Raw genomic sequence first — 26407 nt, forward strand, 5'->3', positions numbered from 1 at the left:
ATTCCTGCCTCGCCTGACCTTCGCTCGAAGCCTTTTCGTACAGAGCTTAGCGCCTTAACCTGCTTACTATACTAACGATGAAAAGCCCCGCGCCAATGACACAACGCGGGGTGGTCCATAAACCTTTCCTAAAGCTGAGCCTCTTGAGTCCAGCCTTATGTTGATGCGCTATTTTTGACAGTTGGCTCGGGCTGCTGACTGTTGCATTGTTCATTGAACAGTTTTTGTAGCTTCAACATACAAGCCTGCGCATCCTGGGCGCTGTCACAAAGCTTTGCTACCTGAGGTGCAGAATGCATGACGCACTGCTCCACCGCACTGGATGAAACAGGTACCTTTTGATTTGGGGATGATTCGCGTGTAGCAAGGCCTACAAGACCGCCCATAACAATAAAGGCAGCAGTAATCAGGATCAGTCGAATGACTTTAGAAAAATCGTTGCGTCGCCAGTAAGCAACCAGCGCATCGAATGGGGTACTCCCGGCTGGCAGGCGTACAAAGCAGGCGCAAGTTACTAGCCCCATGATTCCAAGTGCAATAAGCCCGGCCTTTTGCCCCATAAATAAGGCCATAACGGCTAGGGGAATACCGTTGCGTAGCAGCGTCCAGCGCGAGACTTCTGGGTTGAATAACCGCCCAGGTAGCACCTTATAAGTGAGGATCAAATCGAGCGGTTCTAGCCATTTGGCTACCGGTCGCCACAAGCGCGTGAGTAGTTTGGTTACCCATACGGCAACAAGCGGCCAAAGCGTCAAGGAATAGAACAAGGTAAATATGTCAAGACGCCCTTCCTGCCACCGCTGTGGCAAGGTATAAAGAAGTGCAAATAGAGCAGCGCCTGCCCATACCCAGCCATACGAAAGTGGCTTGCCTTCTTTAGGTTCTATCTTGACAAACGCATCGAGTCGCGCATCTGGAAAACGCTGCTTCAAACCAGGGTAGCGATGATTCAGACTATCCCTTAGGGTCTCACGCGCCGCTCTGTCTTCTGGCTTGAAAGCCTTGGCGAGACGAATCTGCTCGGAATGAGAGATAGGCCCCAGCAACAGATGAGCAGCCCTTCCTTCAGGGGTTGTCGGCTCTGCATTGAGGAGCTGTTGCAGGCGGAGGGCATAAGCCTCCTGCTCACAGCGCTCTACCAGGGCACACCATGTCTCGTACGGCGCAGGTACAATGCCCTTCCGGTCATCCCAGCCAAACAGGCAACATACGCCCTCGAACAATGAAGGGGTAAGATAGTCGGCCTCGTCCAGCATCTCCAGCACCCAACCCTGCAGTTGTTGCTGTCTGTCGAATGAACTCGCCCAAGGTTGCTTGCTCAGTACCCTGAGCTGCGCTAGAAAGCCTAGCTCGTTACCTGCTTCGCCAAGGTCATCGAGATGCTCACGCTGATGTCCCAGAAGCTCTGCAGTCAGATAGGCTTCCTGACCGGCGCTGAGCACGACACTCTGCCAGGGTGTCAGCCACTGCAGCAGTTCAACCGCAGCAAGCAGAAGCGCGGTTTCATCGTGCCTAAGACAGCGTTCGAGCAGTCCCGCCTGGAATGGAGCTGCGCAGCTCAACTCCTGTGCCTGAGCCCATTGCTGACGTAGGTTCTCGGCAACGGTTTCCTCCAGCAGACGCCTGGCATGATGTCCGGCCAAGGCCTCGGCATTCAGAGCCGGTTCGGGATAATCAGGCGCTGGGCGAGGCCGAGGTGCATCACCTGGAAAGAATGCCGGCTCTTCAACCTCGTCCGAGCCATAAGCCTGGGTTGCTTGTAGCCAGACACTATTGTCTTCAGGCAGCACGGGCTCAACGGCCGCATCGGAAAAGGTTTCTGGCGTGCGTATGGAGGGCCAAGGGGCATCCTCGACCTCCTCGACGGTTCGCTCTCTGGCCCAGCTCAGGGCTTCCTCATAAGCTTCGCGCAGCCGCTGAAACGCCTCGGCATCATCATCGGGGCGATGCACCTTGAGCAGCTTGGCGTACTGCCGCTTGATAGTACGCTCATCGGCCTCATCATCGAGACCCAGAATTTCCCAGCAGTCCATAGGGCTTACCATGTCCCCCGCTCAAGCCTGTCGAGCTGCTCTGCAATCTGCTTGCGCACTTCACTGATCTTGCGCTCGTCCTGCGTTTCCAGGATCTGTTGAAACTGGGTAGCCAGATACCCCGCGGTCTCGCGCTCGTCGCCCAACAACTCTTGGTACAGACGTTCCAGACGCGCCACCATATGGGTATTTACCTGCTGGTCGCGCGGGTGAATCTTGAGTTTTTCCAGGGCTTTGAGACGCTCCTGAATCTCATCGTGGCTCAGAACGCCGGGGTTGTTTTCAATGACCAGCCGATGGTTGGCACCCGTCAACGGAATGGTGACATCGGTTTCCAGAATACCGTTGTTATCGTAGGTAAAACGCACGTCAATGCTGACCTCGCCTGCCTTGCGAGGAGGAACATCAATCTCGAGTTCGCCCAACTTGATATTGTCCTTCACCAGTCGGCTCTCGCCCTGAAAGATCTTGAACAGGACCTTGCTCTGGTTGTCATGGAGCGTTTGTACCGACCTGACACGGCTGACAGGCACTACGCTGTTGCGCTCGATAATCGGCAGGTAATGCCCGCTTTCACTCTGCTGACCAAACGTGATTGAGGTTTCGATGCCAAGCGTATAAGGGCAGACATCGGTCAGGACAACCTCCTCAAGGGCTGCGTCACGACTTTTGAGGGCCGCCTGAACGGCTGCTCCCTGAGCAACGACCTCATCAGGGTTGAGGCTGATGGAGGGGAAACGGCCAAACAGCCCTGCTGCCAGCTTGCGTACCAAGGGCATGCGGGTCGTACCGCCGACCAGCAGCACTTCATCAAGGTCAGCCACACGGATTCGCGCATCCCGCAGTGCACGCTCAATCGGGCCCCGCAGGCGCTCCAGCAGCGGAGCGAAGAGTTCGGCAAGCTGTGCCTGAGTAAACGTCTGGCGCCACTCCTGCTCGTTATACCGCAGGACAAATTCGCTACTGGATTCCTGCGCCAAGGTTTTACGTACGCGCTCCGCCTCACGGCGCAGCGGCTGGCGGACCTGCTCCAGAGTAGGAAAGCCGCTCTGCTGGCCTTGAAGCGCGACGAAACGTTCCATGAGCATGAGATCGAAGTCTTCTCCACCCAGGAAGTTATCGCCTGCACTGGCGCGTACTTCCATGACTCCGTCGTATAACTCAAGAATGGAGACATCAAAGGTGCCGCCGCCGAGGTCAAAGATCAGAAATGAGGTTTCGCTATCTTTCTGGTGAAGCCCATACGCCAAGGCCGCAGCTGTCGGCTCGTTGATCAACTTTTCGACCTTGAGTCCTGCCAGCTCGCCCGCGATGCGGGTAGCCTTGCGCTGTGCATCGCTGAAATAGGCCGGAACACTGATGACCGCTTCGGTCACCGGCTCGCCGTATTGACGCTCGACGTCAGCCTTCAGGCTTTTAAGCACCAGTGCGGACAGCTCTTCCGGCCGGAAGGTGCGCTCACCCAGGCGAACCTCCTGCGCGCTTCCCATGTACCTTTTGAACAAGGCGGCCGTTCGTGTGGGGTGGGTATGCAGCCGCTCACGTGCTGTCTTACCCACCAGTATCTGCCCCTCATCGTCGAGGCCGACTACACTAGGCGTCAGCGTATCTCCCAACGCATTCCTGACCAGCTCCGGCGCACCCTCACGCCAGACGGCGACCAGACTATTGGTGGTTCCCAGGTCTATACCAACGATCATACCAAGCGAGCTCCCTGCTAGAGGCCCTTTCCCTTGCGTAGCCGAAGCGTCGGCACTCAGGAGACAAGACCCAAGACACTATCCCTATAAATGGGCGTATTGAAATGAATGGCTATTGTAGCGAGACCACTGCGCGCAGGCATCTCTTTGATACAGAGATCAACCAGGGCGTGACAGACGCCCGCAACTGGGTAGTCACCCTGGCTGTAAAGCCAACAGCGCTGAGCTGGATATGTCCGCTTGGAGAGTCAGTGCACGGCGAGTACCGTGCACTGAGGAGAGGATCAGACGCGGAAGCGGCTGACCATGGATTGCAGCTCATTACCCAGGCGCGCCAGCTCAACGCTGGAGGCCGCGGTTTCTTCGCTTGCCGCCGCCGTCTGCTCGGACACATCGCGAACATTGACGATGCTGCGATTGATCTCGTCAGCCACGGCGCTCTGCTGTTCAGCCGCCGCCGCAATCTGCAGGTTCATCGACTGGATGTTGGATACCATCTGAGTGATGTTTTCCAGCGAGCCGCCTGCCTTGCGGGCAAGCTCGACGCTGCTGTCAGTCAGCTTGCGGCTATCGTTCATCATAGACGCGACCTGTTGCGTACCAACCTGCAATCCAGCCACCAGCCCTTCGATTTCCTCTGTAGACTTCTGAGTACGCTGAGCCAAACCGCGAACCTCATCCGCCACCACCGCAAATCCACGACCGGCTTCACCAGCACGCGCGGCCTCAATGGCAGCGTTAAGCGCCAGCAGGTTGGTCTGCTCAGCGACAGACTTGATGACATCCATCACGCTGCCGATCTTGTCACTTTCCTTCTGCAGATTGGTCATGGCCTCGGAAGAACGGTTTACTTCAGAAGCCAGACGCTCGATTTGTACAATCGCCTCGTTGACCACCTTGTCACCCATGCGGGCCTGCTTGTCCGCCTCGCTAGCAGCCGTGGACGCATCACCGGCATTACGGGCTACTTCCTGTACGGTCGCGGCCATTTCATGCATGGCGGTAGCCACCTGATCAGTTTCGCTCTTCTGGCCGTTTACACCTGCGCTGGTCTGCTCGGTCACGGCGGAAAGCTCTTCGGCAGCACTGGCGATCTGGGTCACACCATCGCGGATACCGGTAATCAGCTCACGCAGTGTATTGCCCATGTTCTGGATACCCTGCTGAAGAACACCCAGCTCATCGCGGCGGGTAACACGGGCAGAAGCCGTCAGGTCACCCGAGGCAATACGCTGAACTTCACCCAGTGTTTCTTTCAACGGCTGGGTAATCTGGCGGGTAATCACCCAGGCAGCCAGTACACCCAACAGCAGAGCCAGAATCGTGCTGCCGATCTGCAGCTGACGCGCATGGCTGCTTTCAATTGCCAGACGATCCAGCTGGAACTGATACAACTCCTCACTGATCTTGACGATCTCATTGCCCTGATCGGTCATTTCCTTACGAGCCTGAGCAATATCCGCATTGGCCTTCTTGTAGCCGGCGACAGCCGTGCTATAGCGATTCAGCGAGTCCTTTACCTGCTGGGCCGTATAACTTAGCTCATCCTTGAACACGGACATCATGTGATCAATGCCCTTGCCCGTTGTCTCGATCTGAGCCAGCAGTGCCTGTTCATTCTCGGACGTTGAATTAGCGGCATAGACACTGACCAGGAACTGCGTTTTCAGCAAGTCTTCCTTGGTCTTTGAGATAGTCTGAAACTGGGAGAAGCGACGGTCATCATAGCTGGGAAGCAGCAGGACGCTATTGGTCATCTTGTCGATCAGCTTGGCCGCGTCAACCGACTCGCTCTTGATCGTCTCACGAGCCGAATTCGCAACCTTGTATGCGTCACGCATGTTGCCCAGGGACTTCTGATAATCGCCGTTGATGCCGTCCTGCTTTTTCAGCAGCACAACATTGGCCGGGTTGGTAAAGCTACCCAAGAGCTTCTTTTGCTGCTCAAGGTAGATACCCAAATTCTTCTGCAACCGCTCGGTGCTGGTTTCATCCCCATTCGCCAGCATGAATTGCAGACGTGCGATACGCAGGTCTGTCAGCGTTCTGTTCAGCTTGGAAATCTCCGTCATCCAGAGGCTTCGCTGAATGACGCTTCCCAAACCACTCCAGCCGCTCCAGGCAAGAAACAGCGTCAATGCCAGTACCACACCGAACCCCAGCGTAAGCTTGCGCGTAACGCTGATATTCCCAAACCAGCTATTCATAAGTCCTTCCGTCAAATGTCGTTTTGAGTCACTCAGCTGGTGTGTTTGTTCTTTTTTGGGCCAGCCTATCTATCTATGCGGAAGGGCTATCGGCAGCTGCCGGGATAACTGAAGAAGGAAATACCACAAAAAATCTGACGGAATGCGTCAGGGGCAACGCCTACAGTGATATTTCGATACCGCCGCTTAGTAGTCGCGCCTGCTCAGCTGCACGTCCGTTAGATCGACACTGGGTGACAGAACCATGTGTCGATCAATCACTTGCCTGTCGAGTTCTTGAGGGAATAACCCATAAGCACTCTAGCCATAAGGCCTGTGCACTGCAGACAAGCGTAAAAAATTAGCTTTAATAGATCTGCTATTTGCTAATTAACTGAGCAAGAACATAAATCAGTTACGACAGCACAAACTTATCCATTTATAAAGCTCTTTTCTTCTACCCATACAAGCCTATCTTTCATAACGAACATCACACGCTGCTTTGTTTGGCGTTCTTTCAATTGATTTTTTATTCATTAAGTGACCACTCAGTCATCTGGATATAATCCAAACCAAGTCAAAAAATATTGAAAAGAATTAATGCCGTTTATCGGATTTTTTAGCCATACGTTATACTGATCCATTCATACAAGAGAGCCAATCAAATTATAAATACATTATTTATCAATAACTTATAATTAACATAACATGCGCTCATGCCATCACTTTTTTCATTTTGAATCTCAATTCAATATCACAAGAATGGCATTTAAAGAGACACCTCAAGCAAACAGTCAATACACCTGATTTAAAAAACGAGACGTTAATTCTATATTCGTATCAGGAAAAACGAATCTGGGCGTATCGTTAATCCTGCCTGGCTAAATCTCTAGATAAAGCGAAGGACCGGAATAATGCTCTCATCCAAACAACCTATTTTTTTATTAGTTTCGCTTTTTGTAGGGGGAGTCTGCGGTATTGCATACGCTGCCGAAGACACTGCATCGTCACAAGCCGCACAAAATGTTCAGAATGGCAGCGACCCACTGTTCATTTACCAGTGGCATTTACGCAATAGAGGGCAAAAGGTAATCGGTGATGTCACGCCACTTGCCGGCGTGGATCTGCGGATGGGTGTATTGCATGAGCTGGGTATACGAGGGAAGAACGTCATTGTTGGGGTGGTGGATGATGGCTTGGAAATACGTCATGAAGACTTGTCAGGTAACGTCGTGCCAAATGGCTCGAAGAACTTCGTAAACGGATCAAACGATCCGACGCCGAGTGTCGATACCGATGAACACGGCACCTCGGTGGCAGGCATCATTGCCGAAATGGGATGGAACGGAAAAGGAGGACGAGGCATCGCACCCGAGGCGAAGCTGAAGGGCTTTAACTTCCTGGCCAGCGATGCAGACCCGGCAAGCCAGGATGCAAACATTCTGTACGCCTGGGGCAGCGGCAACGAATCCAAGGATGTAGCCGTCTTCAATAATAGTTGGGGCAGCAGTACACCTTACTATCCTGCATTTTCTACTAGCGAGCAGGCCGCCTGGGAGCGTTTGATGCAGTCCATGCGTAATGGCAAGGGCGGAATTTATGTCAAGTCGGCAGGTAACTCCTTCAAGGAGTTCTTTACCTATACTGCGTTTGGCCGAGTCAATATCTGTTCTGAAAAGGCAGCCGAGCTAAATGTGACTTGCGCGTCTTCAACGGTTGATCCGAACAACAACCTGATCACGATTATTACCGCCGCCGCCGTGAATGCTCGAGGACTACGCTCGTCCTACTCTACAGCCGGATCGTCGGTGTGGATTTCAGGTTTTGGTGGCGAATTTGGCAATCAAAGGGCCTATAACCCGGACCTTACCAATGTACGGGAAGCGATCAGGCCGACCTACTATTCCCCTGCCATCGTAACCACTGATCTGATGGGCTGTTCACGCGGAGCCAATACCGCGAATACTGTTTCCAATGCCTTGGAAGGCAGTCAGTCGCCTATCGACAACTCCTGCAATTACTGGGGACGCATGAACGGCACCTCTTCAGCCGCACCTACAATTTCAGGGGTAGTGAGCCTGATGCTGGGCGCCAATCCCAAGCTGACCCAGCGTGATGTGAAATATATCCTGGCCAGCACTGCGCGGCCGCTTGATCCTTATCAGCCCGTAGTAAGCTACGGCGGCACAGTGATCGAGCCGGGATGGATCACCAACGCGGCAGGCCATCACTTCAGCAACTGGTATGGGTTTGGATTGGTGGATGCAACCGCGGCCGTCAATAAAGCCATGAGCTCCAAGCTACTGCCGGCGATGAAAGATACGCAGTGGAAAGCCTCTAGTGATCCTGCCAGCCCGATTGGCGGTGTGAATGCTCCGGCAACATTGCGCGTGCGGATCAATCAGAGCATCAAGGTTGAGACGGTACAGCTCAGCTTCCAGACCAGCCATATGAAGCCTTCAAACCTGAAGGCTGTTCTAACCTCGCCAAGCGGTACCAAAAGCTATGTCATGACGCCTTTCTCGACGCTATCGGATGTTACATCCGGGACCGGGTTCACCGTTTCACTGGCGGCGAGCAACGCGTTTCTGGATGAGCCGGCGACGGGTGACTGGACGCTTTCGTTAACGGATGTGGTTGATGCGGGGGGTAATGCCGCCAAGCTGCAAGACTTCAAACTTCGCGTGGTGGGGCACTGATCATGAAAATAGCCACTTTATTCTTCTTAACCGTTACCCTGGCTGCAACACCTCTGGTACAGGCGCAGACCACAGACGCGGCGCGCCTTCAGCAGGCGGCAACCGGGGCCAGCTTCAATGTCGGAAACACCCCGTTTCGCCTCGTGCCCAACGCAACGGTTCAGCGTATCGACTCCACTGCCTCTGCTCAAACGCCGTCAACCACGCAAAGCCAGAGCCGCCAGCAGACGCTACAGGCAGACAGCAATGTGGTGGGACAGATAGGGCCTTATGCGATCAGGCTGTCGCAAGGTAATCAGGCTCAGCTCAAATCGCAATCCGCGGCGGCAGCCAGCACTGCCTCAGGTCCGAGCGAGATGGGCGTCGCAGTGAACCTGACCTCTGGGCAAGCCGTGCTGGTGCCTCCGCGCCTGAAGGTATTTGTACAGGATGCGGCTGTTATCGAGCGGGTTGCAAAAGCTACTGGCGGTACGATGGTACAAGCCTCTTCGGCGGCAGGCATGGGCGTCATCCATTACAGTTCGGTAGACGCTGCTCAGTCAGCCCTGAGCAAGGTGAAGGGCATGCAAGGTGTGAACGACGTGTCACTGGATATCATCCAGGGCTTCATTCAAAAGCAGTAAGTCCATGCTAAACACCGCGCTGCCGTCAAGAGACGTTCAGCGCGGCGTTTATTTTCATGGTTAAACGTTACTGCTGGGTAATTGTTGCGCGGTTTGCCGTACCTGTTTGCGTAATGCCTGCCGTGTTGCCATAGAAGGTATCGCCACCCTGAGTAATCAGCGCCTGGTTGGCGATGCCGTTCTGGGTAAGCGACACTGAGTTTTGTGTCTGATATCCCACCTGATCGATCTGGGCGATATTCAGATCCCCGGTTTGGCTGTAGTTGATAGTGCTGGTGTCACTGTACTGGTTGATTTCAACGTCGTTATCATTGCCAACAGTGGAGCCAGAAAGGTTGGAGCCTCGTGTCCCTTGCACGACATAAAGCTCGTTATTCGAGCCTTCTTGTGAGACACCCAGGCCGCCAAACATATTGCTCTGTCTGACAGAGGCAAAATTGTTATCACCCGACTGAGATATCCCCCCGTTGGCGAACTCACGCGTGGACTGTTCCAGCGAAGCGCTGTTGCCATTGCCATATTGGCTAATGCCAGCACCACCACCGCCTGACTGTCTGAAGTAAGCCGTATTGTTATCGCCTTCCTGCGTAACACTGCCTGATGTGGTGCCGCCGTACTGCACAGCTTCGACCCAGTTGTTATTGCCACGAGAAGTAACACCGAGCACCGTATCAAACCCGTTTTGGGTTACGTGCATAGTATTGCCTGTTCCTTCCTGGGTGGCTCGCAAATCAGCGACTTGCGCTATTCCGCTACCCTGATTCAGCGTGGCCAGGTTCGAATCGCCCCGCTGCTCAAGCGCCACACTGTTATCTTGGCCGCCGCCCCCCTGGTAGATCTGCCCTTCGTTGGCAGAACCTTCCTGAGTAATTGATACCTGACCGTTATTGACCTGTTGCTGTTGGATAACCCCAATATGACTGCTTCCCAGCTGATTGATAGAGGCCTGGCTATTGATAGCGGTACCGGCCTGTTCAAGGGTTGCCGTGTTGTTTTCTCCGTCCTGCATAACGTCGGCAGTATTCACTTCAGCCCATGAGGGCATGGCGAAGGCCAGCAGGATGGCAGCAGCGAGCGGTTTCAAGCGGGACATACGATTTCCTTTCCTTGTATCCATAGGGGTCGCTAACTGGCGACCCGGTTAATCGACCAGATCAGCACCGGTTGGCGTGCTGAAGAATGGCGTGTTCCTGGCTATCCGTAACGCGGTATTGCCCTGCGGTAGATGAACCTTGTGCATGGCTTCCACCTGCGAGTGCATCACCAAGACGCCGGTCGATTCTTCAAGGAAAAGGCTAAATATAAAATCGATCCAAAGGATGTAAACGAACCGCTTTTGAGCCTTCTGGTATTAATTCCTGTTACGGCACCTTTGAGATGCATGGCTATTTGAGACTTTCGAACAGAACATGCATCTCGATAGGTGACTGTGCCGCCCAAGGGACCACGGCGAGCTGTTGGCGACTACGCAACGGTGGCGCTAGGTTGATAGCTGAGTCGCCGCGGCATAAAGCCGAACTCCAGCCGCGAAGGCTCTTTGAACATGGAGGCCAGGTTCTTTTCGATATTGCTGCACAGCGAGTTCATCTGGATCTGGTGCTGGCTGTTGGCAAACGGGGTTTGCAGATCGGTCCCGATCCGCTCGATCGCCAGCAACATGAAGCCTACGACGGTAGAAACCAGTGGCGTATACCACCCCATAGACGACACCAAGCCAACCGGAACGATCAGGCAGAACAGCGAAATGAACAGCCGCGGGAAATACACATAGGGAAAGGGTAATGGCGTGTTGGCAATACGCTCCATTCCACCCTGATGGTTCGAAATCTCCACGAGAGTAGATTCCATACGGGCCAGACGTATGCTGTCCAACCTACCCGCCTGGTACTCCTGCGCCACAATCGCTGCGGAGGCGTTCAGGATATCGTTGGGAAAGTTATTGGTGTCATGTCGGCGGGCAAACTCATCGGCAGGTAGCAGCGTCGCGACATCCGCGGGGCAAGCTTGGCCCTTGAGGTGAGCGGAAAGCGCCTTGAGGTAGGCCACGTGTCGGCGAAACAGCAGCGCTTTGATTGGATTTCGCCTATCGTCTTGATCATCAATCAAGGTCAGTACCTGGCGACCAAAACTCCGTGAACTGTTCACCATGGCGCCCCACAAGGTACGTGCTTCCCACCACCGGTTATAGGCGCTTGTATTGCGAAAGCTGATCAGGACGACCAGCGCTGAACAGAGCAGCGTCAGCGGCATAAGAGGCAGGTTTAGCCGATTGTTCATCAGCAACATCGAATCGGCCGTAACGATGACATCCCAGATAAACAACCAGAACAGCGGCCAGCCGACGTAGGAAAAAACCTTGTGCATCCAGGTCAGCGTTCTCGAAATCCGAGCAATCATGAAACGACTCCCTTGGTGACTGATCTGGAGATCAGTGGCTGTATATCGTTCAGAACGGCGTTAACGCAGCTGCTGCCGGGTTTTCCGCGTGTCGTCAGCAAAAGCCAGGACCCAAGTTGTCCAGATAGATATAGGTGATCTCATGTGATGCATCCTCAATGCAGCTTTTGATGTGATCACGCTAACGAGGCTGGCTTAATTCTTCCTTAAAGGTTGCAAAATGTTTTAAATCAGGATGAATAGTCGTTATCCAATGGACATAAGAGGCATGCATCCACATGGCGCTCACTGCGTTCTTGAACGGCCTGAACTTCTTTCTTGCGGATGTTCGTGACGGGCTTGGCCCATTCCTTGGAATCTTTCTTCAGCAACAGGGCTGGACCGCGGACCGAATAGGACTGGTCATGACACTAGGCGGGTTAGCCGGCTTGCTCCTGACCACACCGCTGGGAATGCTGGTGGACGCACTACAGGCCAAGCGCGGTATTGTTGCATGGGCTGCTTTGTGCATTCTTGTGGCCTGCGCCCTCAATTATTTTCTACCTACTTTTCTCTTTACCAGCATCGCGCAGATGGTTGCCGGTATCGCCGGTGCCGCTATTCCACCCGCCATTGCAGGACTTACCCTGGGCCTTGTAGGAACACGAGGGTTCGACCATCAGCTAGGTCGAAATGAAGCGTTCAACCATGGTGGTAATGCCTTTGCTGCAATCGGCGCTGGCGTATTCGGCTACTGGTTTGGCCTGGGCGCTGTATTCGTCCTGATGGGCGTTCTGACATTGGCCGCCTTGTATATGCTAGCCAGGATACGGGCTGACCAGATTGATCACGAGGCAGCCCGCGCTGGCTCGCCGGATCATGCGCAAAAGCTTTCCTGGTCAGCCCTTTTCCGCAACCGCTCCCTTCTAACCGTGGCAGTTACAGTGCTGCTCTTTCACCTTGGCAATGCGGCAATGCTCCCGCTGCTGGGCCAGGCAATGGTAGCGCGCGGCACCGCTGGCGACCCCAGTGCCTATACTGCGGCTACGGTAATCGTGGCTCAGGCCACCATGATCGTCATGGCACTGCTGGCGGCCAGATTGGCCCAGACCAAGGGCTATTACATCGTGTTTATACTGGCACTGTTGGCCTTGCCTCTTCGCGGCCTGCTGGCCTCATTCATCCAGGCACCCTGGGTTCTGATCCCTGTCCAGTTGCTCGACGGTATTGGTGCGGGCTTGCTGGGCGTAGCCGTACCGGGGTTGGTAGCCCGCATTCTGGATGGTTCCGGGCGATTCAACACCGGCCTTGCTGCCGTCATGACAGTACAGGGCATCGGTGCTGCCTTGAGTACCAGCCTGGGCGGATTTTTCGCAGCCCGTTACGGCTATGCTGAAGCGTTTAAAATACTGGCGCTGGTCGCCAGCGCAGGTGTGCTGTTGTGGCTCTGTGCGTCTTCCTGGATGTACCCTCTCTGCACGCAGCAAATAGCGCCTCGTGGTGCCAAGCAATGAGTCCGTCCGGCTGCTCAATCAGAGGGGTCATAACGTGTTTCACATTCGCAAGGCAAACCGCGCAGACACGGCGGACACCTGGACAGTCCGCTGTGAGGCCATTCGTCATCAATGCCCATCGTCCTACAGTGACGAGCAGATCCGGATCTGGACCAGTGGCACCTTTACGCAAAGCTATGAAAATGATGTCGAGGACCATTTCCATGTCCTGGTCTCGGATGAGCGCATCATCGGAACAGGTATGGTTGACCTGACATCCGGCAAGATCGACGCAATCTTTGTATTACCCCACTACATGGGACAAGGGGCTGCGCGCCAGATGCTGGAGCATCTCGAAACGCTTGCCGTTCAGGCAGACCTGGACTACCTTCACCTGGATGCAACCCTGAACGCGGCGCCGTTCTATCGAAAGTGTGGTTTTGTAGGTGAAAAGGTATCCACTTACCATTCGCCTCGTGGTCTTACGCTGGACTGTATACCGATGTACAAGATGCTTCGGCCAACCGGAGATATCCCTCGGTAAAGCCACAGATAAAAGTCTGCCAACGCACCACAACAGAGATCGTCCACGCATGTTAACCATTCGACGTGCACAACCTGACGATGCCGGCTACCTCCAACGGCTATACAGCCAACTTGTGGACAGTGCGTTCATTACTGTGCTTCCGGCTCGTCTGGAGGAGCTTCAGCATGATCCTGTCCATGAGCTTTTAGTGGCCGAATATGGCGGCACCGTTATCGCCAGCGCGTTGCTGATCTTCTGCAAGGATGCAATGTTTGGTTTTCAACCGTTTGCGGTGGTAGAGAATGTAATCGTTGACGAGGCGCAACGCGGAACGGGCGTCGGCAGGCAGCTGATCAGAGCCATCGAGCAACGCTGTATCAAAAAGGATTGCTCTAAGATCATGCTAATGAGTTCAATACACCGGACTCAGGCCCACGCCTTCTTCGAGCGGGCAGGCTTCAAGGGTGACAGCAAGCGCGGCTTCGTCAAATATCGGCGAGACTTGCTGGCATCTGGCTTGCCACCTGACTAGTCAAGCCAGACGCAGAATCATTGCCCCTATAGCCATGACACATACCGCCGCAATTCGACCCCGACTCATGCGCTCTTTCAGAACAAGCACGGAGATGAGCGCCGCAAATATAATCGAGGTCTCTCGCAAGGCAGCGATAACGGCCACAGGCGCCAGGGTCATCGCCCAAAGCGCCAGGCCATAAGACGCCAATGTTCCAGCTCCCCCTACCAGTCCCACCAGCCATTGAACGCGGAAAAATGATACGAAGGCATGGGCATTGCGCCAAAGCATCCAGGCCGTCATAACCGCGCCTGTCAGAAGAAAAATCCATAGGGTATACGCCAGCGGTGCACCCGACATTCTGACGCCCGCCCCGTCTACCAATGTGTAAGTAGCAATAACCAAAGCGTTAAGTAGCGCCAAACCCACCCCTGCCCTATGACTGGAGACACGTCTGCGCGCCATCAACAAAATACCCAGACAAATCGTGCCGATACCCACCCAGGCCGTCGTGCTCAGATGCTCGCCTAATCCCACCGTGCTGATGACCGCTACCAGCAGCGGCGCCGTTCCCCGCATCAACGGGTATGCCAGGTTCATTTCAGCGACGCGATAAGTCTGTGCCACCAGGTTGTAATACACTACCTGCAGTACAGCAGATGCTCCAATGAAACCCCAGCTGGGCGCTGCCGGCGGAGGGACAAATGGCAGGATCAAGGCTGCTATCAATGCCGCTGCAGCGGTAATCACTGCAGTGATAAGGATCTTGTCGCTTCCACTTTTGACGATTGCATTCCAAGTGGCATGCAAGGCCGCCGCGAACAAGACGACACCATAAACGGTTACAAGCATCTGTACCTCTGCAGGATGATTGGGCCTGTCGCACCAACGACTCAACCGCTTCAGGCGTAACGTTCACGCGCGGCGCTTTTGATTGCCTCCAGAAATGCGCGCACTCGCTGGGGCAGCTGAGTACTGGCATAAACGGCATGTATCTGTGGGTCATGCCCGGTTGAGGAAGTCAGTCGATAATGGCTGCATACCCGGACTAAACGTCCCGCCTGCACCGCCGGTTCTGCAAGCCAGTCCGCCAGCCGGCAGATACCAAGACCTTGGACAGCAGCGTTATATAACGCTACGCCTGAACTGAGACGGTAACGGGGCTGGGCCTTATAACGGACCTGGACATCGCCCTGCCTGAAATACCAATCCTTGAGAATTCTTGGGGAGGTATGCATCAGCAGGTCATGCTCGACAAGCGCCTCGGGCGCTTCAGGCACACCACGTATGGCGAGATATGTCGGACTTGCATAAAGGTAACGCCGATAGCTCCACAACGGCGCGCCGATCAGCTCGCTGGGATAGGCAAAGCCTCCACGAATGGCAAAATCCAGTTTGTCGGCAATAGGATCATGCGCCGCATCGCTTACCTGTATATCGATGCTGATCTGGGGGTTCCGCCGCCCAAACTCCGCCATGACGCTGGGCAAGAAATCCATCATCAAGCTTTCAGGGGCGGAGCAGCGAATCCACCCTTGCGCCAACGTACCCTGTACCGAGAGTGATTCCTCTGCCTCGGCCTGCAGCGACAGCATCTGCCTGGCATAGCCATAATACGCTTCCCCCGCCTCTGTCAATCGGACCTGCTTTTGTGAGCGCTGCAAAAGCTCATGCCCCAGCTGTGCCTCAAGGCTTTGTATGGCCCGCGTCACTGTACTGGGAGAGCGTCCCAGCAGGCGCGCCGCACTCACGAAACTATGGCGATCCACTACTGCGCAAAAGGCCTGTAGTTCCCATAACTGAGCCAGTGACATACCGCCTTCCTTGTTGCGATTTCTGCAATACCACATTGCAACACAAAACCCGGCATTGCTCTATCGTATCCGTCTCGCGTCATCAAAGGATGTTGAAATGGATGTAGTGTTGGATCCCACCTTTCTGCTATTACTCGGGCTGGTTGCCTTTGCGGCAGGCTTTATCGATACGCTGGCAGGTGGCGGCGGGCTGATTACCGTGCCTACCTTGATGCTAGCTCAGATCCCACCGGTACAAGCCATTGCAACCAATAAACTCCAGAGCACCTTTGGGGCGCTAATCGCCACATTGACCCTGCTTCGTAAACGCAAGATCGCCTGGGCAGATGTCAAAAAGCCCTTCTTGACCTCCTTTATTGGCGCAGCCGTGGGCGCCGTGGTTATTCAGCGTGTAGATGCCTCCGCTCTTGAAGTCCTGGTGCCTTTCATATTGGGTGGTATTGCGTTGTACTTCCTGCTTGCGCCAGGCGCAGGTACTGTTGAGCGCAAGCCGCGAATGGGGGATCGGCTGCACCGTCTCCTGGTTGTCCCCCTTATCGGGTTTTACGACGGTTTTTTCGGTCCTGGCACGGGCTCATTCTTTTCACTCAGCGAGGTAGCCTTGCGGGGCCGCGACCTTATTACCGCTACGGCAACTGCCAAGTCCCTTAACCTGGCGAGCAACCTTGCATCCCTTGCAATCTTCATCATGGGCGGCAAGGTACTTTGGCTGGTAGGTGGCATCATGGCAGTCGGACAGCTTGTGGGTGCCTATCTGGGCTCACTGGCCGTTATCGGTGGCGGTGCCCGACTGATCAGGCCTCTCATCGTAGCCATCTGCTTTGTAATGATTGGCCGTTACCTTTATCAAAACGGTTACCTGTCTTCTATAGCGCATGTATAAGATCGCACTCAGAGACCATGCAGAGCGAGCCCAGCCATGATGAGCAACAGGATTCCGCACAGGGCATGGCTGGCTCTATGCCAGTTTGGCGAGCTGGCACGCCGGAATCCCTCAACAAGCGCTGCCGTCAGAAAGCAGCACAAAATGGAGGCACTCATGACTCCGCTAAAGAACATCGCTGTGTTTGCAATACTGGGAGTGTCGCCTGTTATACCCGACAAGGCGCTTCCCAACGCACCCCAATACACAATGTTTTTTGGATTAGTCAACGAGATGGCAGCACCCGCCATCAAGGCGCCCTGCTGCGGTTGACCTGATTTACTTGTACCGACCGGCAGGCGCCACGCATCCTTGAGACTCTGAACGCCTAGCCAGGCCAGATAAACCGCACAGAGTAGCGTTAGGGGTATGCGAATCGGCTCATGGCCCAGCAGGACTGACAGCCCTACCAACCCTAATACAGCCCACACGGCGTCGCCCAGCAAAGATCCTACCTGAACCATTAGGGCCGGCCTGAAACCATTGGACAAGCCACGACGCAACGTTTCAGCCAGGACAGGTCCAGGCGAAAGGCAGAACGCAGCGCCAAACAAAAAGGCCGATAGGAAGATTGTCAGCATATCAGGCGTCTCGGAAAGAAAGGGCGATCAGTATGGGTTGCCCCTGCTCAATAATCTTGAACAGGATTGCAGGACCTGTAGAGGCGTTGATATTGGCCAGGCGGTATTCCATAAGCCGAACGAAAGTGGCGACTCAAGTGGCTCTGATCAGCAAAGCCAAGCGTATAAGCAACATCCGTGGCGGGCATACCCTGCCGCAGCAGTCCCCGTGCTCGCCGCGTTCTCAGCTGCATGGCCCATTGATGTGGGCTCAACCCCGTTTCCTTTTGAAATGTCCTCAGCAATTGATACTTGGATCGCTGGGTCAAAAGGGCTAGTTCGTCCAAAGTAGGCATTTGCGCCAAGGAGTCGGCAAGACACTCCTGAATACGAAGAACCACCTCTGGCTCGGCTGAATGCGTGGTCAGTGCAACACCACTCAGCTCCGTGATCTCTGCGAGTAACAGGACCAACGCCTGATGAACGTGTGGGTTGCTCATGGAGCTGCCTCGTAACGCCATTTGCACCACGCAGGCAAAGCGGTTTGCAATGGCTGGCTGATAAAGCAAAGGACGCTCGAACTCAACTTGATTGACCCCAAGGCTTTGGGCCAGCCAGTCCGCCGATACATAAAGCCCTACGTAGCGCCAGAAGGCTCCCTCATGGGCCCCGCCGCCTTGTATTTGGCCGGGGTTATACAGAGTGATGGATCCCTTGCCGGCATTGAATATCCTGCCATCCAGCCAGATGTGCTCCTCGCCTTCCAAATTAACGCCAATTACACACTCATCATGGCTGTGCTTGGCGAATCGGTGACCCGTACCGCTGGCATCCACCAGCTCAACGGGACCTGACCAGGCATGCCGCAGGGTAAGCACGTCTTATAGACTCTCATCCGATTTGAAGAGACTACAGCTTAAGCCAAACGAACGTACGATAGGTTGATTGGATACCCGCTCGCGTTCGGACCTACTGTTTCAGCTGATGTTCGGGGTTCTCGCTTTCTGCCTGCTCACCCCCGGTTGCATTGAACGTATCCCAGTCTTCACCAAACAGCTCAACCGGATGCATGGTACGGCTGGCGCCATTACCGCAGGCTAACGAGTTTGCAGGACAATACATATCGCACCCCCAACAGATGCGCTCCGGATGCTTAGGCTGCAGAGGAAATTTCTTGGCCATCCGAGACTCCTGAACGTATGAGGTGAACCCCTAACGTATCGAAATCTGGATAAACGTTTTTGATCTCGCTCAAGTGTTACGACGATTATAGCGGTGTTGATACCCACCCAATGATATAACCCTACTGTGTGACTTGTAGCAGCTTGGCATGCTACGACTGTCTAAGGACTCATCGCACACCAGCGAACAGCCATACATTTTGTTCGATAGAAGTCGATGCTGACGATGTATCAATGGATTTAAACGTTGAGACAATGGGGTTTGCACGAGGGAATGCATACGTGCCCACTTCATAGGCAAACGCTGACTTATCAAATGCAACCACAAACTATGTAGTGATCGTTTTGAGGGCCAGGATTTGGTTATGAGGCCACATGCCAGGAAACCTTTAAAGGTAACATTTACACGTTATAATCCTGAACGGTTTGTCAGAACTATTACACAACTGTCTGACTTTTTAGTCTGGTTGAGTCGGTAGCATGTACGATAAATCCATGCCTGCCGGTATACCTAACCAAGCAATAGCGGCTATCTCAATGCTCAGGTTGCCAAACCTTAAAGATACGCCAACCATGGCACTTCACTGATTCAATACCTTCGACGTAACTAAGTGATTGAAAAGCCGAATTTTCTAACTATTACTCACTGGTCACCTATCTGGAATGAATGATAGCGCTTTTACTGTAGCGTCAAGTTGACTTCATCTGTAAACTTACCGCCCACCTTGAAGCTATGGACTGGCTTCTGTGAAAGATTATGGATGATCTGGGAAAGATTTCTCTTGCATTGCTTGCTCTCATGGCAAATAGCAGCTCTGCGCAATCATCTGTTCTTTTACTGATTCCCTATCCTGAACTTCATTGTTTTTTAGGATGCTGGCGTTTTACGCCAGGCTTGTATAAGGAAGATGTAACACATGGAATGGTATCTCTCGGTAGTCAGTAACTACGTCAAGTTTGATGGCCGTGCTCGACGGAAAGAATATTGGATGTTCGCCCTGTTCAGCGCGATCATTACCGTTATGCTTGCCGTTGTAGATGGAGTAATTAGCTGGGGCCCTTGGTTATGTGGTGTCTATACCCTGGCTATGATTCTTCCAAATGTGGCCGTCACTATCCGACGCCTTCATGATACCAACCGAAGCGGTTGGTGGGCTCTTATCAGTGGCGTTCCAGCAGTAGGCGGAATCATTTTCCTGGTGCTTATGTGCCTGGAAGGAGATCTTGTCGATAACCGCTTCGGGCAGAACCCTAAAAACGTCTAAGCCTAATATAGGGTTATGCAATTGAAGTTTTGAAAACCGCTCATTGCGTACCAGATCGGACATGAATTGATCATGTCCGATTATGCTCCATCTACTTTCCTTGATTGCTCGTCAAAAATATCCCCTGCTAAATAACAGGCACCTCATGCGCAGATAAGAACAGTCTTATCTTCCAAGGTTATTTAATTCACGAGTAGCAACAGTGTTGAAAACGATAGCGCTTACACTAATGGGTGCGTTTTGATAGGCAGGCTTGTTGGTGGTGCGTTTCTATGGGTTGGACGCCAGCCCAGGGTATCGGCGGTAAACATTCAAACCCCAGGCGGCCAGTTAGATATAAGCCGAGATTACGCTTACTTAAATTCCACGACGATTATTGATTGCCGTCAGCCCTTTCACGATTCGATAAATCGTCCAGATTGCCCAGCCAAGCAGCACGAACCATCCGATGATAAGCAGGGTTGAAGCAAACCCCAGTACAAGCCACAGAAGCCCCCACCAGAATGTACGAATCTGATAATCCAGGTGCGAACGAGAAATCGGATCTGCCGTATCTCTGTTGACATAGGCCAGGATAAGTCCAATCAGCGCGGTAACGCCGTTGAAGAAACCTACGATGTACAGAACATAGACGATGCCAGCCATATTCGAATTGCTGACAATCGGCTGCTGCAATGGAGCAGGCTGGACGGTTTGATTGATATCGGTCATGGCTAAGTCCTTTTAATGATCAGGTGAAACGCGCACTCCAAATGCGCCTGTGCACATGATAATACGTTCCAGGACATCAAACTACCCTGGCCTCTGTATTAGCAACCTGAAGAGTTGTTCTCGGAACATTTGACGGCCGTATTGAGGCGTTTTGACAAGCGATGGCGTCAGCCGGAATGCTTACCCTTTACCGAAAGGCTGAACCTAAAACGGCAATGTCATTGATCTTGGTCCGGGCTTGACAGTAGCGCATGTACCTTTCGTACGACTCAATGTTCTTTGGCTCCCTATGTGTTCTTTAAACGGTAAATAGACACCCCTAAGCGCAAATAACCACACAAAAAAAGCGTGTAATTACAAGAGCCTAGACGTATCTATCTTCCAACGTCCTCAAGTGCATGCTCGCCACAAAACGTGCCAACTTGCTTCGCTCGACCAATACCGCTTATCGGAATTAAACACTCCTATTCGCGAAGCAAAATAGTCGTTGCTAGGCTCGAAAGGACCGAGACAAGGGAGCCGACGTTTTGAGCCAGTTCGTTGATCGACTACTGTTCTTCAAAAAGTACAAGGGATCTTTCTCGGAAGGTCATGGAGTAACCACTGACGAAAATCGCGCCTGGGAGGACAATTATCGGTCCCGCTGGCAAAGCGAGAAGATCGTACGATCTACCCATGGCGTCAATTGCACAGGCAGCTGTAGCTGGAAGATCTATGTCAAAAATGGATTGGTGACCTGGGAAACTCAGCAGACCGACTACCCGCGGACCCGTCCTGATCTTCCCAACCATGAGCCGCGTGGCTGTCCCCGTGGCGCCAGTTATTCCTGGTATCTCTACAGCAGCAACCGCATCAAATATCCGATGGTACGCGGTCGCCTTCTTGCGCTTTGGCGCGAAGCACGCAAGACGCTTTCCCCTGTTCAGGCCTGGGAATCCATCCAGGGCGATGCTGCCAAACGGCGGAGTTACCAGGAAGTGCGAGGCTTGGGTGGCTTCGTACGAGTGGATTGGGATGAGATCAACGAACTTATCGCCGCTGCCAACATTCACACAATCAAGGCCTGGGGGCCTGATCGGGTGGTCGGGTTTTCACCGATTCCCGCCATGTCGATGATCAGCTATGCGGCCGGCACACGCTATCTCAGCCTGATCGGAGGCACGTGCCTGTCCTTTTACGACTGGTACTGCGACTTGCCACCCTCATCACCTCAGACCTTTGGCGAGCAGACAGACGTTCCGGAAAGTGCAGACTGGTACAACTCTGGCTATCTGCTGCTCTGGGGCTCCAATGTGTCCATGACACGGACGCCCGATGCTCACTTCTACACCGAAGCCCGGTATCGCGGGGCCAAAAGTGTGGTGATCGCGCCAGACTTCATCGAGGTGGCCCGCTTCGCCGACTTGTGGCTACATCCCAAGCAGGGCACCGACGCGGCCCTTGCCCTGGCCATGTGTCATGTAATCCTCAAGGAGTTCTTCGTCGACCGGCAAGTGTCTTACTTCCAGGAATACGTCCGTCAATACTCAGACCTGCCCTTCCTGATTGTGCTCGAACCTCATCCCGAAGGGCTCGTTGCTGGCCGCATGCTTCGTGCCGCCGACTTTGCCGATAACCTCGGCCAGGACAACAACCCCGACTGGAAACCCGTTGTGATTGACGAAATGACCGATGCTATCGTAGCGCCACAGGGCAGCGCCGGGTTCCGCTGGGGTCAGAAAGGCAAGTGGAATCTGGAACCCAAGGATGGCGCCAGCGGAGCAGAGATCTCCCCGCGCCTCACTCTGCTAGGCGAGGCGACTGCAACCGTTGCTTTCCCCTACTTTGGCAGCGAAGGCAAGTTTGGTCTTACTGACCATGCCCCTATTCAGAAACGCCGGATACCTGTACGTCGTGTGACGCTCAAGGACGGACGCGAGGTCGAAATCACGACTGTGTTCGACCTGATGCTTGGCAGCTATGGCGTCAGTCGCGGACTGGGCGAGGACGGCGCAAGCAGTTTTGACGAGAATATTCCAGGAACGCCCGCCTGGCAGGAGTCGATCACAGGCGTTCCGCGGGATCGTTGCATTGCCGTAGCTCGTGGTTTTGCAGCCAATGCCGAAGCGACCCAAGGACGTTCCATGGTGATCCTCGGTGCGGGCTTGAACCACTGGTACAACATGGACATGACCTACCGCGGCATCATGTCGATGCTCATCCTGTGTGGTTGCGTAGGGAAGTCCGGAGGCGGCTGGGCGCATTACGTCGGGCAGGAAAAGCTGCGGCCTCAAGCCGGCTGGCTGCCGGTCGCGTTTGCGACAGACTGGTCGCGTCCCCCACGGCAGATGAACGGGACGAGTTTTTTCTATGCCCACACTGATCAGTGGCGCTATGAGCGTATGGAGTTACGCGAGCAGATCTCGCCACTGGCAGATCCCACGGCGTGGTCTGGAACCATGCTCGACTGCAATGTTCGAGCCGAGCGCATGGGGTGGCTGCCCAGTGCGCCGCAGCTCAAGACCAATCCCTTGCATGTAGCGCGTGCCGCACGCGCTTCAGGCCAAGACCCGGCTGCGTACGTGGCCGACGCCCTTCATGCAGGCTCCCTGCAAATGGCCTGCGAAGATCCAGACGCGCCCGAGAATTGGCCACGCAACCTGTTCGTCTGGCGCTCCAATCTGCTCGGCGCTAGCGGCAAAGGTCATGAGTATTTTCTGAAACACCTGTTAGGTGCACGCAACAATGTACTTAACGAGGAAAGCGATCAGCGGCCCGAAGAAGTGGTTTACCGAGAGCAGGCTCCAGAGGGCAAGCTAGACCTGTTGGTTACCATCGATTTTCGCATGAATACCACCACGCTCTTCAGCGATGTGGTCCTGCCAACTGCCACCTGGTACGAAAAGGCTGACCTCAACACCTCCGACATGCATCCTTTTATCCATCCACTGCAAGCCGCGGTGGACCCGGTTTGGGGCGCACGCACGGATTGGGCCATTTTTCGAGAACTGGCGAATACGTTCCAGCGGCTTGCGCCTGGTCAACTGGGCGTTGAGGAAGACGTAGTGCTGACCCCAACCCTGAAAGACACGCCATCCGAACTGTCCCAGCCCTATGGAGGGCAAGACTGGAAGCATGGAGGACCGGCTGGCATTCCAGGGCGCACCATGCCTGCTGTTACCCTGGTTACCCGCGACTATCCCGCAACTTACGACCGCTTTGTCAGCGTGGGTCCCCTGCTTGAGGAACGCGGTAACGGTACCAAGGGCATGGTGTGGGATACGAAGGCGGAGGTGGCACACTTGCGTGACGTCAATCTACCTGACCCCGGCGCAAACAATCGCCCACGCATGCGGTCGGATCTCGACGCGATCGAAACGGTGCTGGCGCTGGCACCCGAAACCAACGGACAGGTAGCCTATAAAGCCTGGCAGGTCCTCTCGGAGGTAACCGGCCGTGATCACACTCACCTGATTGAACGACGTGCCGGTGAAAAGATCGAGTTCCGTGATATCGCCGCCCAGCCCCGCCCCATCCTGACATCGCCGGTCTGGTCGGGCATCGAAAGCCATGAGATCTCCTACAACGCTGGCTGGACGAACGTGCACGAGCTGATCCCATGGCGAACACTAACCGGACGCCAACAGCTCTATCAGGACCACCCCTGGATGCGGGATTTCGGCGAAGGCTTCGCCACGTATCGCCCTCCGATCGATACGCGCTCGGCGTCTCTTGAGCTTGCTCAGGCGCATGACAACGGCAATCCGCCGCTTGCCCTCAACCTCCTCACACCTCACCAGAAATGGGGCATCCATAGTACCTATACCGAAAATCTGATCATGCTTACCTTGGCGCGGGGTGGGCCAATCGTCTGGATCAGCGAGCGTGATGCCGCCAAGGCAGACATTGAAGATAACGACTGGATTGAAGCATTCAACCGCAATGGTGCACTGGTCGCACGCGCGGTCGTCAGCCAACGCATACCTGAAGGGGCCGCGTTCATGTACCACGCGGCCGAGCGTACGGCAAATGTGCCGGGCAGCGAGGTTACGCAGAATCGCGGCGGTATACACAACTCCGTCACCCGTGTTGTGCTTAAGCCCACGCATATGATTGGCGGCTATGCCCAGCTGTCCTGGGGATTCAACTATTATGGCACCGTTGGATCGAACCGGGACGAGTTTATCGTGCTGCGCAAGATGAGAAACGTCGACTGGCGCGATCGACCGCTGTCCGAAAAGATCGCCGTGATGAAAACCGAAGAGGAATCTCGCGTGGAAGGGCAGCGGACATGAAGGTCAGGGCGCAGATCGGCAAGGTTCTCAATCTCGACAAATGCATTGGTTGCCACACCTGCAGCGTGACCTGTAAACAGGTCTGGACGACCCGCCAGGGAATCGAATACGCCTGGTGGAACAACGTAGAAAGCAAACCGGGCATTGGCTTTCCTAAAGACTGGGAAAACCAGGAGCGCTGGCGTGGTGGTTGGGTGCTTGGCAAGGGCGGCGAACTGCGACCGAAGACCGGCGGCAAATGGCGGATTCTGTCCAAGATATTTGCCAATCCGGAGTTGCCGGAAATCGATGATTACTACGAGCCGTTCGATTACGAATATTCCTATATTCATGGCGTAGGTGAAAGCGAGGCTGCCCCAACGACTCAGCCGGTTTCGATTGTGACTGGCGAGCGGATGGAAAAGGTCAGCTGGGGGCCCAATTGGGAAGAGTCACTCGGTACCGAGTTTCACAAACGCTCGCAAGACTACAACTTCAAGGAAGTCGAGAAAGCGATCTATGGAGAGTTTGAAAACAGTTTTCTGATGTTCCTCCCTCGTCTGTGTGAGCATTGCCTGAACCCTACTTGCGTTGCCGCGTGCCCGTCAGGGGCTATTTATAAGCGCGAAGAAGATGGCATTGTCCTGATCGATCAGGAGAAGTGCCGCGGCTGGCGCATGTGCGTAACCGGGTGCCCTTACAAGAAGGTTTATTACAACTGGCATACGGGCAAGTCCGAGAAGTGCATCTTCTGTTATCCGCGCATCGAGAGCGGTCAGCCGACCGTGTGTTCGGAAACCTGCGTAGGCCGTATTCGCTACCTGGGCGTGATGCTATACGACGCCGACCGAATTCTTGAAGTCGCCTCCCAAACCAATGTTCAGGATTGCTATCAGGCGCAGCTGGACATCTTTCTTGATCCGCACGACCCGGCTGTAATCGAGCAGGCTCGCAAAGACGGCGTGTCGGATAACTGGATCGAGGCGGCCCAGCGCTCGCCCGTTTATAAAATGGCCTGTGAGTGGAAGGTGGCCTTCCCGCTTCACCCTGAATACCGAACCGTTCCGATGGTCTGGTACATCCCTCCCCTGTCGCCGATTCAGGAGGCGGCCGATGCAGGCGCCCTGGCTACCCTTGAAGGCATCCCGGATGTAGACAGCCTGCGTATCCCGGTCCGCTACCTGGCTAACCTGCTGACGGCGGGAAAAGAGGAGCCCATCCGCGACACGCTACGCAAGCTGCTGGCGCTGAGAGCCTACATGCGTCGGCGCAATATCGAAGGGATTGTCGATACCACCATGCTCGATGCGGTCGGTCTGACAGAGCGACAGGCCGAAGAGATGTACCGCGTAATGGCAATCGCCAACTACGAGGACCGGTTCGTGATCCCGACCTCGCATAAGGAAGTGGCCGAAAATGCTTACGACCAGCGCGGCATTGCCGGCTTCCATTTCGGGCAGATGACTTCCGAAGGGAACAGCCGTTTCATGCTGTGGGGCCAGGACACCCGCAAGACCCGGGGTGAGCGCTTCCCTCTCGACAGGAAGTAAC

20 protein-coding genes and 1 pseudogene are annotated in these 26407 nt (G+C 54.5%); 9 read left to right on the plus strand and 12 right to left on the minus strand.

From position 1 onward, the window contains the following. Nucleotides 1-155: 155 nt before the first annotated feature. From GM154_RS11300 to GM154_RS25955, 4 genes and pseudogenes are all read right to left on the minus strand, one after another. Nucleotides 156-2033 (minus strand): J domain-containing protein, encoded by a 1878-nt coding sequence (locus GM154_RS11300; protein WP_219652283.1) that lies wholly within the window; start codon nucleotides 2031-2033, stop codon nucleotides 156-158. 5 nt (nucleotides 2034-2038) lie between these two features. Further along, nucleotides 2039-3733: a molecular chaperone HscC gene (locus GM154_RS11305; protein WP_219652284.1), complete on the minus strand. Its 1695-nt coding sequence runs from the start codon at nucleotides 3731-3733 to the stop codon at nucleotides 2039-2041. A 284-nt stretch (nucleotides 3734-4017) separates the two neighbouring features. Then, the gene (locus tag GM154_RS25950) at nucleotides 4018-4881 is read right to left on the minus strand and encodes a methyl-accepting chemotaxis protein (RefSeq protein WP_371106396.1); all 864 of its coding nucleotides are present in this window, start codon (nucleotides 4879-4881) and stop codon (nucleotides 4018-4020) included. Continuing rightward, a pseudogene (locus GM154_RS25955) lies at nucleotides 4873-5940 on the minus strand (methyl-accepting chemotaxis protein); the annotation flags it as partial. The gene GM154_RS25950 and the pseudogene GM154_RS25955, both read right to left, overlap by 9 nt. Before the next feature lie 893 nt (nucleotides 5941-6833). On the opposite strand from GM154_RS25955, the gene GM154_RS11315 reads away from it, so the two are divergent. Next, entirely contained in the window at nucleotides 6834-8618 is a 1785-nt protein-coding gene (locus GM154_RS11315) for a S8 family serine peptidase (RefSeq protein WP_258019810.1), read from the plus strand. 2 nt (nucleotides 8619-8620) lie between these two features. Next, nucleotides 8621-9241, plus strand: a complete 621-nt coding sequence (locus tag GM154_RS11320) for a hypothetical protein (protein ID WP_219652286.1) — start codon at nucleotides 8621-8623, stop codon at nucleotides 9239-9241. A 67-nt stretch (nucleotides 9242-9308) separates the two neighbouring features. On the opposite strand, the gene GM154_RS11325 is transcribed toward GM154_RS11320, so the two are convergent. Then, nucleotides 9309-10334: a hypothetical protein gene (locus tag GM154_RS11325; protein ID WP_219652287.1), complete on the minus strand. Its 1026-nt coding sequence runs from the start codon at nucleotides 10332-10334 to the stop codon at nucleotides 9309-9311. 371 nt (nucleotides 10335-10705) lie between these two features. Continuing rightward, the gene (locus GM154_RS11330) at nucleotides 10706-11638 is read right to left on the minus strand and encodes a bestrophin family protein (RefSeq protein ID WP_150346405.1); all 933 of its coding nucleotides are present in this window, start codon (nucleotides 11636-11638) and stop codon (nucleotides 10706-10708) included. Nucleotides 11639-11916: 278 nt separating this feature from the next. On the opposite strand from GM154_RS11330, the gene GM154_RS11335 reads away from it, so the two are divergent. Genes GM154_RS11335 through GM154_RS11345 form a run of 3 tightly spaced genes read left to right on the plus strand, consistent with a single transcriptional unit; the run spans nucleotide 11917 to nucleotide 14168 of the window. Further along, a complete protein-coding gene (locus GM154_RS11335; RefSeq protein WP_219652288.1) occupies nucleotides 11917-13131 on the plus strand; it encodes an MFS transporter in 1215 nt (404 codons plus the stop codon). A gap of 34 nt (nucleotides 13132-13165) precedes the next feature. After that, complete coding sequence (locus GM154_RS11340) at nucleotides 13166-13654, plus strand: GNAT family N-acetyltransferase (protein WP_010798570.1); 489 nt, start codon at nucleotides 13166-13168, stop codon at nucleotides 13652-13654. Between the two features lie 49 nt (nucleotides 13655-13703). Then, nucleotides 13704-14168: a GNAT family N-acetyltransferase gene (locus GM154_RS11345; protein ID WP_219652289.1), complete on the plus strand. Its 465-nt coding sequence runs from the start codon at nucleotides 13704-13706 to the stop codon at nucleotides 14166-14168. On the opposite strand, the gene GM154_RS11350 is transcribed toward GM154_RS11345, so the two are convergent. Together GM154_RS11350 and GM154_RS11355 are read right to left on the minus strand one after the other, a co-directional pair. Then, nucleotides 14169-15002 carry a DMT family transporter gene (locus GM154_RS11350; protein WP_219652290.1) on the minus strand — a complete coding sequence of 278 codons (834 nt, stop codon included), beginning with the start codon at nucleotides 15000-15002 and terminating at the stop codon, nucleotides 14169-14171. A gap of 50 nt (nucleotides 15003-15052) precedes the next feature. After that, on the minus strand, nucleotides 15053-15964 hold the full coding sequence (locus GM154_RS11355) for a LysR family transcriptional regulator (protein WP_019363899.1): 912 nt from the start codon (nucleotides 15962-15964) through the stop codon (nucleotides 15053-15055). A gap of 97 nt (nucleotides 15965-16061) precedes the next feature. Here GM154_RS11355 and GM154_RS11360 point away from each other — a divergent pair, with 97 nt between their 5' ends. Continuing rightward, nucleotides 16062-16847, plus strand: coding sequence for a TSUP family transporter (locus tag GM154_RS11360; protein ID WP_219652291.1), 786 nt, complete (start codon nucleotides 16062-16064; stop codon nucleotides 16845-16847). An 8-nt stretch (nucleotides 16848-16855) separates the two neighbouring features. Here the strand turns inward: GM154_RS11360 and GM154_RS11365 are convergent, their stop codons facing one another. The 3 genes from GM154_RS11365 to GM154_RS11375 all read right to left on the minus strand — a co-directional run bounded on the left by GM154_RS11365 (nucleotide 16856) and on the right by GM154_RS11375 (nucleotide 18628). Further along, on the minus strand, nucleotides 16856-17467 hold the full coding sequence (locus GM154_RS11365; protein WP_219652292.1) for a LysE family transporter: 612 nt from the start codon (nucleotides 17465-17467) through the stop codon (nucleotides 16856-16858). Between the two features lie 47 nt (nucleotides 17468-17514). Continuing rightward, nucleotides 17515-18324, minus strand: a complete 810-nt coding sequence (locus tag GM154_RS11370; protein WP_219652293.1) for an AraC family transcriptional regulator — start codon at nucleotides 18322-18324, stop codon at nucleotides 17515-17517. A gap of 91 nt (nucleotides 18325-18415) precedes the next feature. Then, nucleotides 18416-18628, minus strand: coding sequence for a DUF3079 domain-containing protein (locus GM154_RS11375; protein ID WP_074825628.1), 213 nt, complete (start codon nucleotides 18626-18628; stop codon nucleotides 18416-18418). Between the two features lie 916 nt (nucleotides 18629-19544). Here GM154_RS11375 and GM154_RS11380 point away from each other — a divergent pair. Beyond that, the gene (locus GM154_RS11380; RefSeq protein WP_125889291.1) at nucleotides 19545-19892 is read left to right on the plus strand and encodes a DUF805 domain-containing protein; all 348 of its coding nucleotides are present in this window, start codon (nucleotides 19545-19547) and stop codon (nucleotides 19890-19892) included. A 357-nt stretch (nucleotides 19893-20249) separates the two neighbouring features. On the opposite strand, the gene GM154_RS11385 is transcribed toward GM154_RS11380, so the two are convergent. After that, nucleotides 20250-20603, minus strand: a complete 354-nt coding sequence (locus tag GM154_RS11385; RefSeq protein WP_010798579.1) for a hypothetical protein — start codon at nucleotides 20601-20603, stop codon at nucleotides 20250-20252. A gap of 527 nt (nucleotides 20604-21130) precedes the next feature. Between GM154_RS11385 and GM154_RS11390 the strand changes: the two genes are divergently transcribed. Then, the gene (locus tag GM154_RS11390; protein WP_219652294.1) at nucleotides 21131-24877 is read left to right on the plus strand and encodes a nitrate reductase subunit alpha; all 3747 of its coding nucleotides are present in this window, start codon (nucleotides 21131-21133) and stop codon (nucleotides 24875-24877) included. Beyond that, nucleotides 24874-26406 (plus strand): nitrate reductase subunit beta, encoded by a 1533-nt coding sequence (gene narH / locus GM154_RS11395; protein ID WP_219652295.1) that lies wholly within the window; start codon nucleotides 24874-24876, stop codon nucleotides 26404-26406. The genes GM154_RS11390 and narH overlap by 4 nt, the downstream gene beginning before the upstream one ends. Nucleotide 26407: the final 1 nt, after the last annotated feature.

The sequence above is a fragment of the Pseudomonas sp. MAG002Y genome, assembly GCF_019400845.1.
GTDB classification, from domain to species: domain Bacteria; phylum Pseudomonadota; class Gammaproteobacteria; order Pseudomonadales; family Pseudomonadaceae; genus Chryseomonas; species Chryseomonas luteola.

What these genes read in the sequence shown, in the direction of transcription:
- GM154_RS11300 (WP_219652283.1), bottom strand. Translation starts at nt 2,033, where the DNA reads ATGGACTGCTGGGAAATTCTGGGTCTCGATGATGAGGCCGATGAGCGT.
- GM154_RS11305 (WP_219652284.1), bottom strand. Translation starts at nt 3,733, where the DNA reads ATGATCGTTGGTATAGACCTGGGAACCACCAATAGTCTGGTCGCCGTC.
- GM154_RS25950 (WP_371106396.1), bottom strand. Translation starts at nt 4,881, where the DNA reads ATGGGCAATACACTGCGTGAGCTGATTACCGGTATCCGCGATGGTGTG.
- GM154_RS11315 (WP_258019810.1), top strand. Translation starts at nt 6,834, where the DNA reads ATGCTCTCATCCAAACAACCTATTTTTTTATTAGTTTCGCTTTTTGTA.
- GM154_RS11320 (WP_219652286.1), top strand. Translation starts at nt 8,621, where the DNA reads ATGAAAATAGCCACTTTATTCTTCTTAACCGTTACCCTGGCTGCAACA.
- GM154_RS11325 (WP_219652287.1), bottom strand. Translation starts at nt 10,334, where the DNA reads ATGTCCCGCTTGAAACCGCTCGCTGCTGCCATCCTGCTGGCCTTCGCC.
- GM154_RS11330 (WP_150346405.1), bottom strand. Translation starts at nt 11,638, where the DNA reads ATGATTGCTCGGATTTCGAGAACGCTGACCTGGATGCACAAGGTTTTT.
- GM154_RS11335 (WP_219652288.1), top strand. Translation starts at nt 11,917, where the DNA reads ATGGCGCTCACTGCGTTCTTGAACGGCCTGAACTTCTTTCTTGCGGAT.
- GM154_RS11345 (WP_219652289.1), top strand. Translation starts at nt 13,704, where the DNA reads ATGTTAACCATTCGACGTGCACAACCTGACGATGCCGGCTACCTCCAA.
- GM154_RS11350 (WP_219652290.1), bottom strand. Translation starts at nt 15,002, where the DNA reads ATGCTTGTAACCGTTTATGGTGTCGTCTTGTTCGCGGCGGCCTTGCAT.
- GM154_RS11355 (WP_019363899.1), bottom strand. Translation starts at nt 15,964, where the DNA reads ATGTCACTGGCTCAGTTATGGGAACTACAGGCCTTTTGCGCAGTAGTG.
- GM154_RS11360 (WP_219652291.1), top strand. Translation starts at nt 16,062, where the DNA reads ATGGATGTAGTGTTGGATCCCACCTTTCTGCTATTACTCGGGCTGGTT.
- GM154_RS11365 (WP_219652292.1), bottom strand. Translation starts at nt 17,467, where the DNA reads ATGCTGACAATCTTCCTATCGGCCTTTTTGTTTGGCGCTGCGTTCTGC.
- GM154_RS11375 (WP_074825628.1), bottom strand. Translation starts at nt 18,628, where the DNA reads ATGGCCAAGAAATTTCCTCTGCAGCCTAAGCATCCGGAGCGCATCTGT.
- GM154_RS11380 (WP_125889291.1), top strand. Translation starts at nt 19,545, where the DNA reads ATGGAATGGTATCTCTCGGTAGTCAGTAACTACGTCAAGTTTGATGGC.
- GM154_RS11385 (WP_010798579.1), bottom strand. Translation starts at nt 20,603, where the DNA reads ATGACCGATATCAATCAAACCGTCCAGCCTGCTCCATTGCAGCAGCCG.
- narH (WP_219652295.1), top strand. Translation starts at nt 24,874, where the DNA reads ATGAAGGTCAGGGCGCAGATCGGCAAGGTTCTCAATCTCGACAAATGC.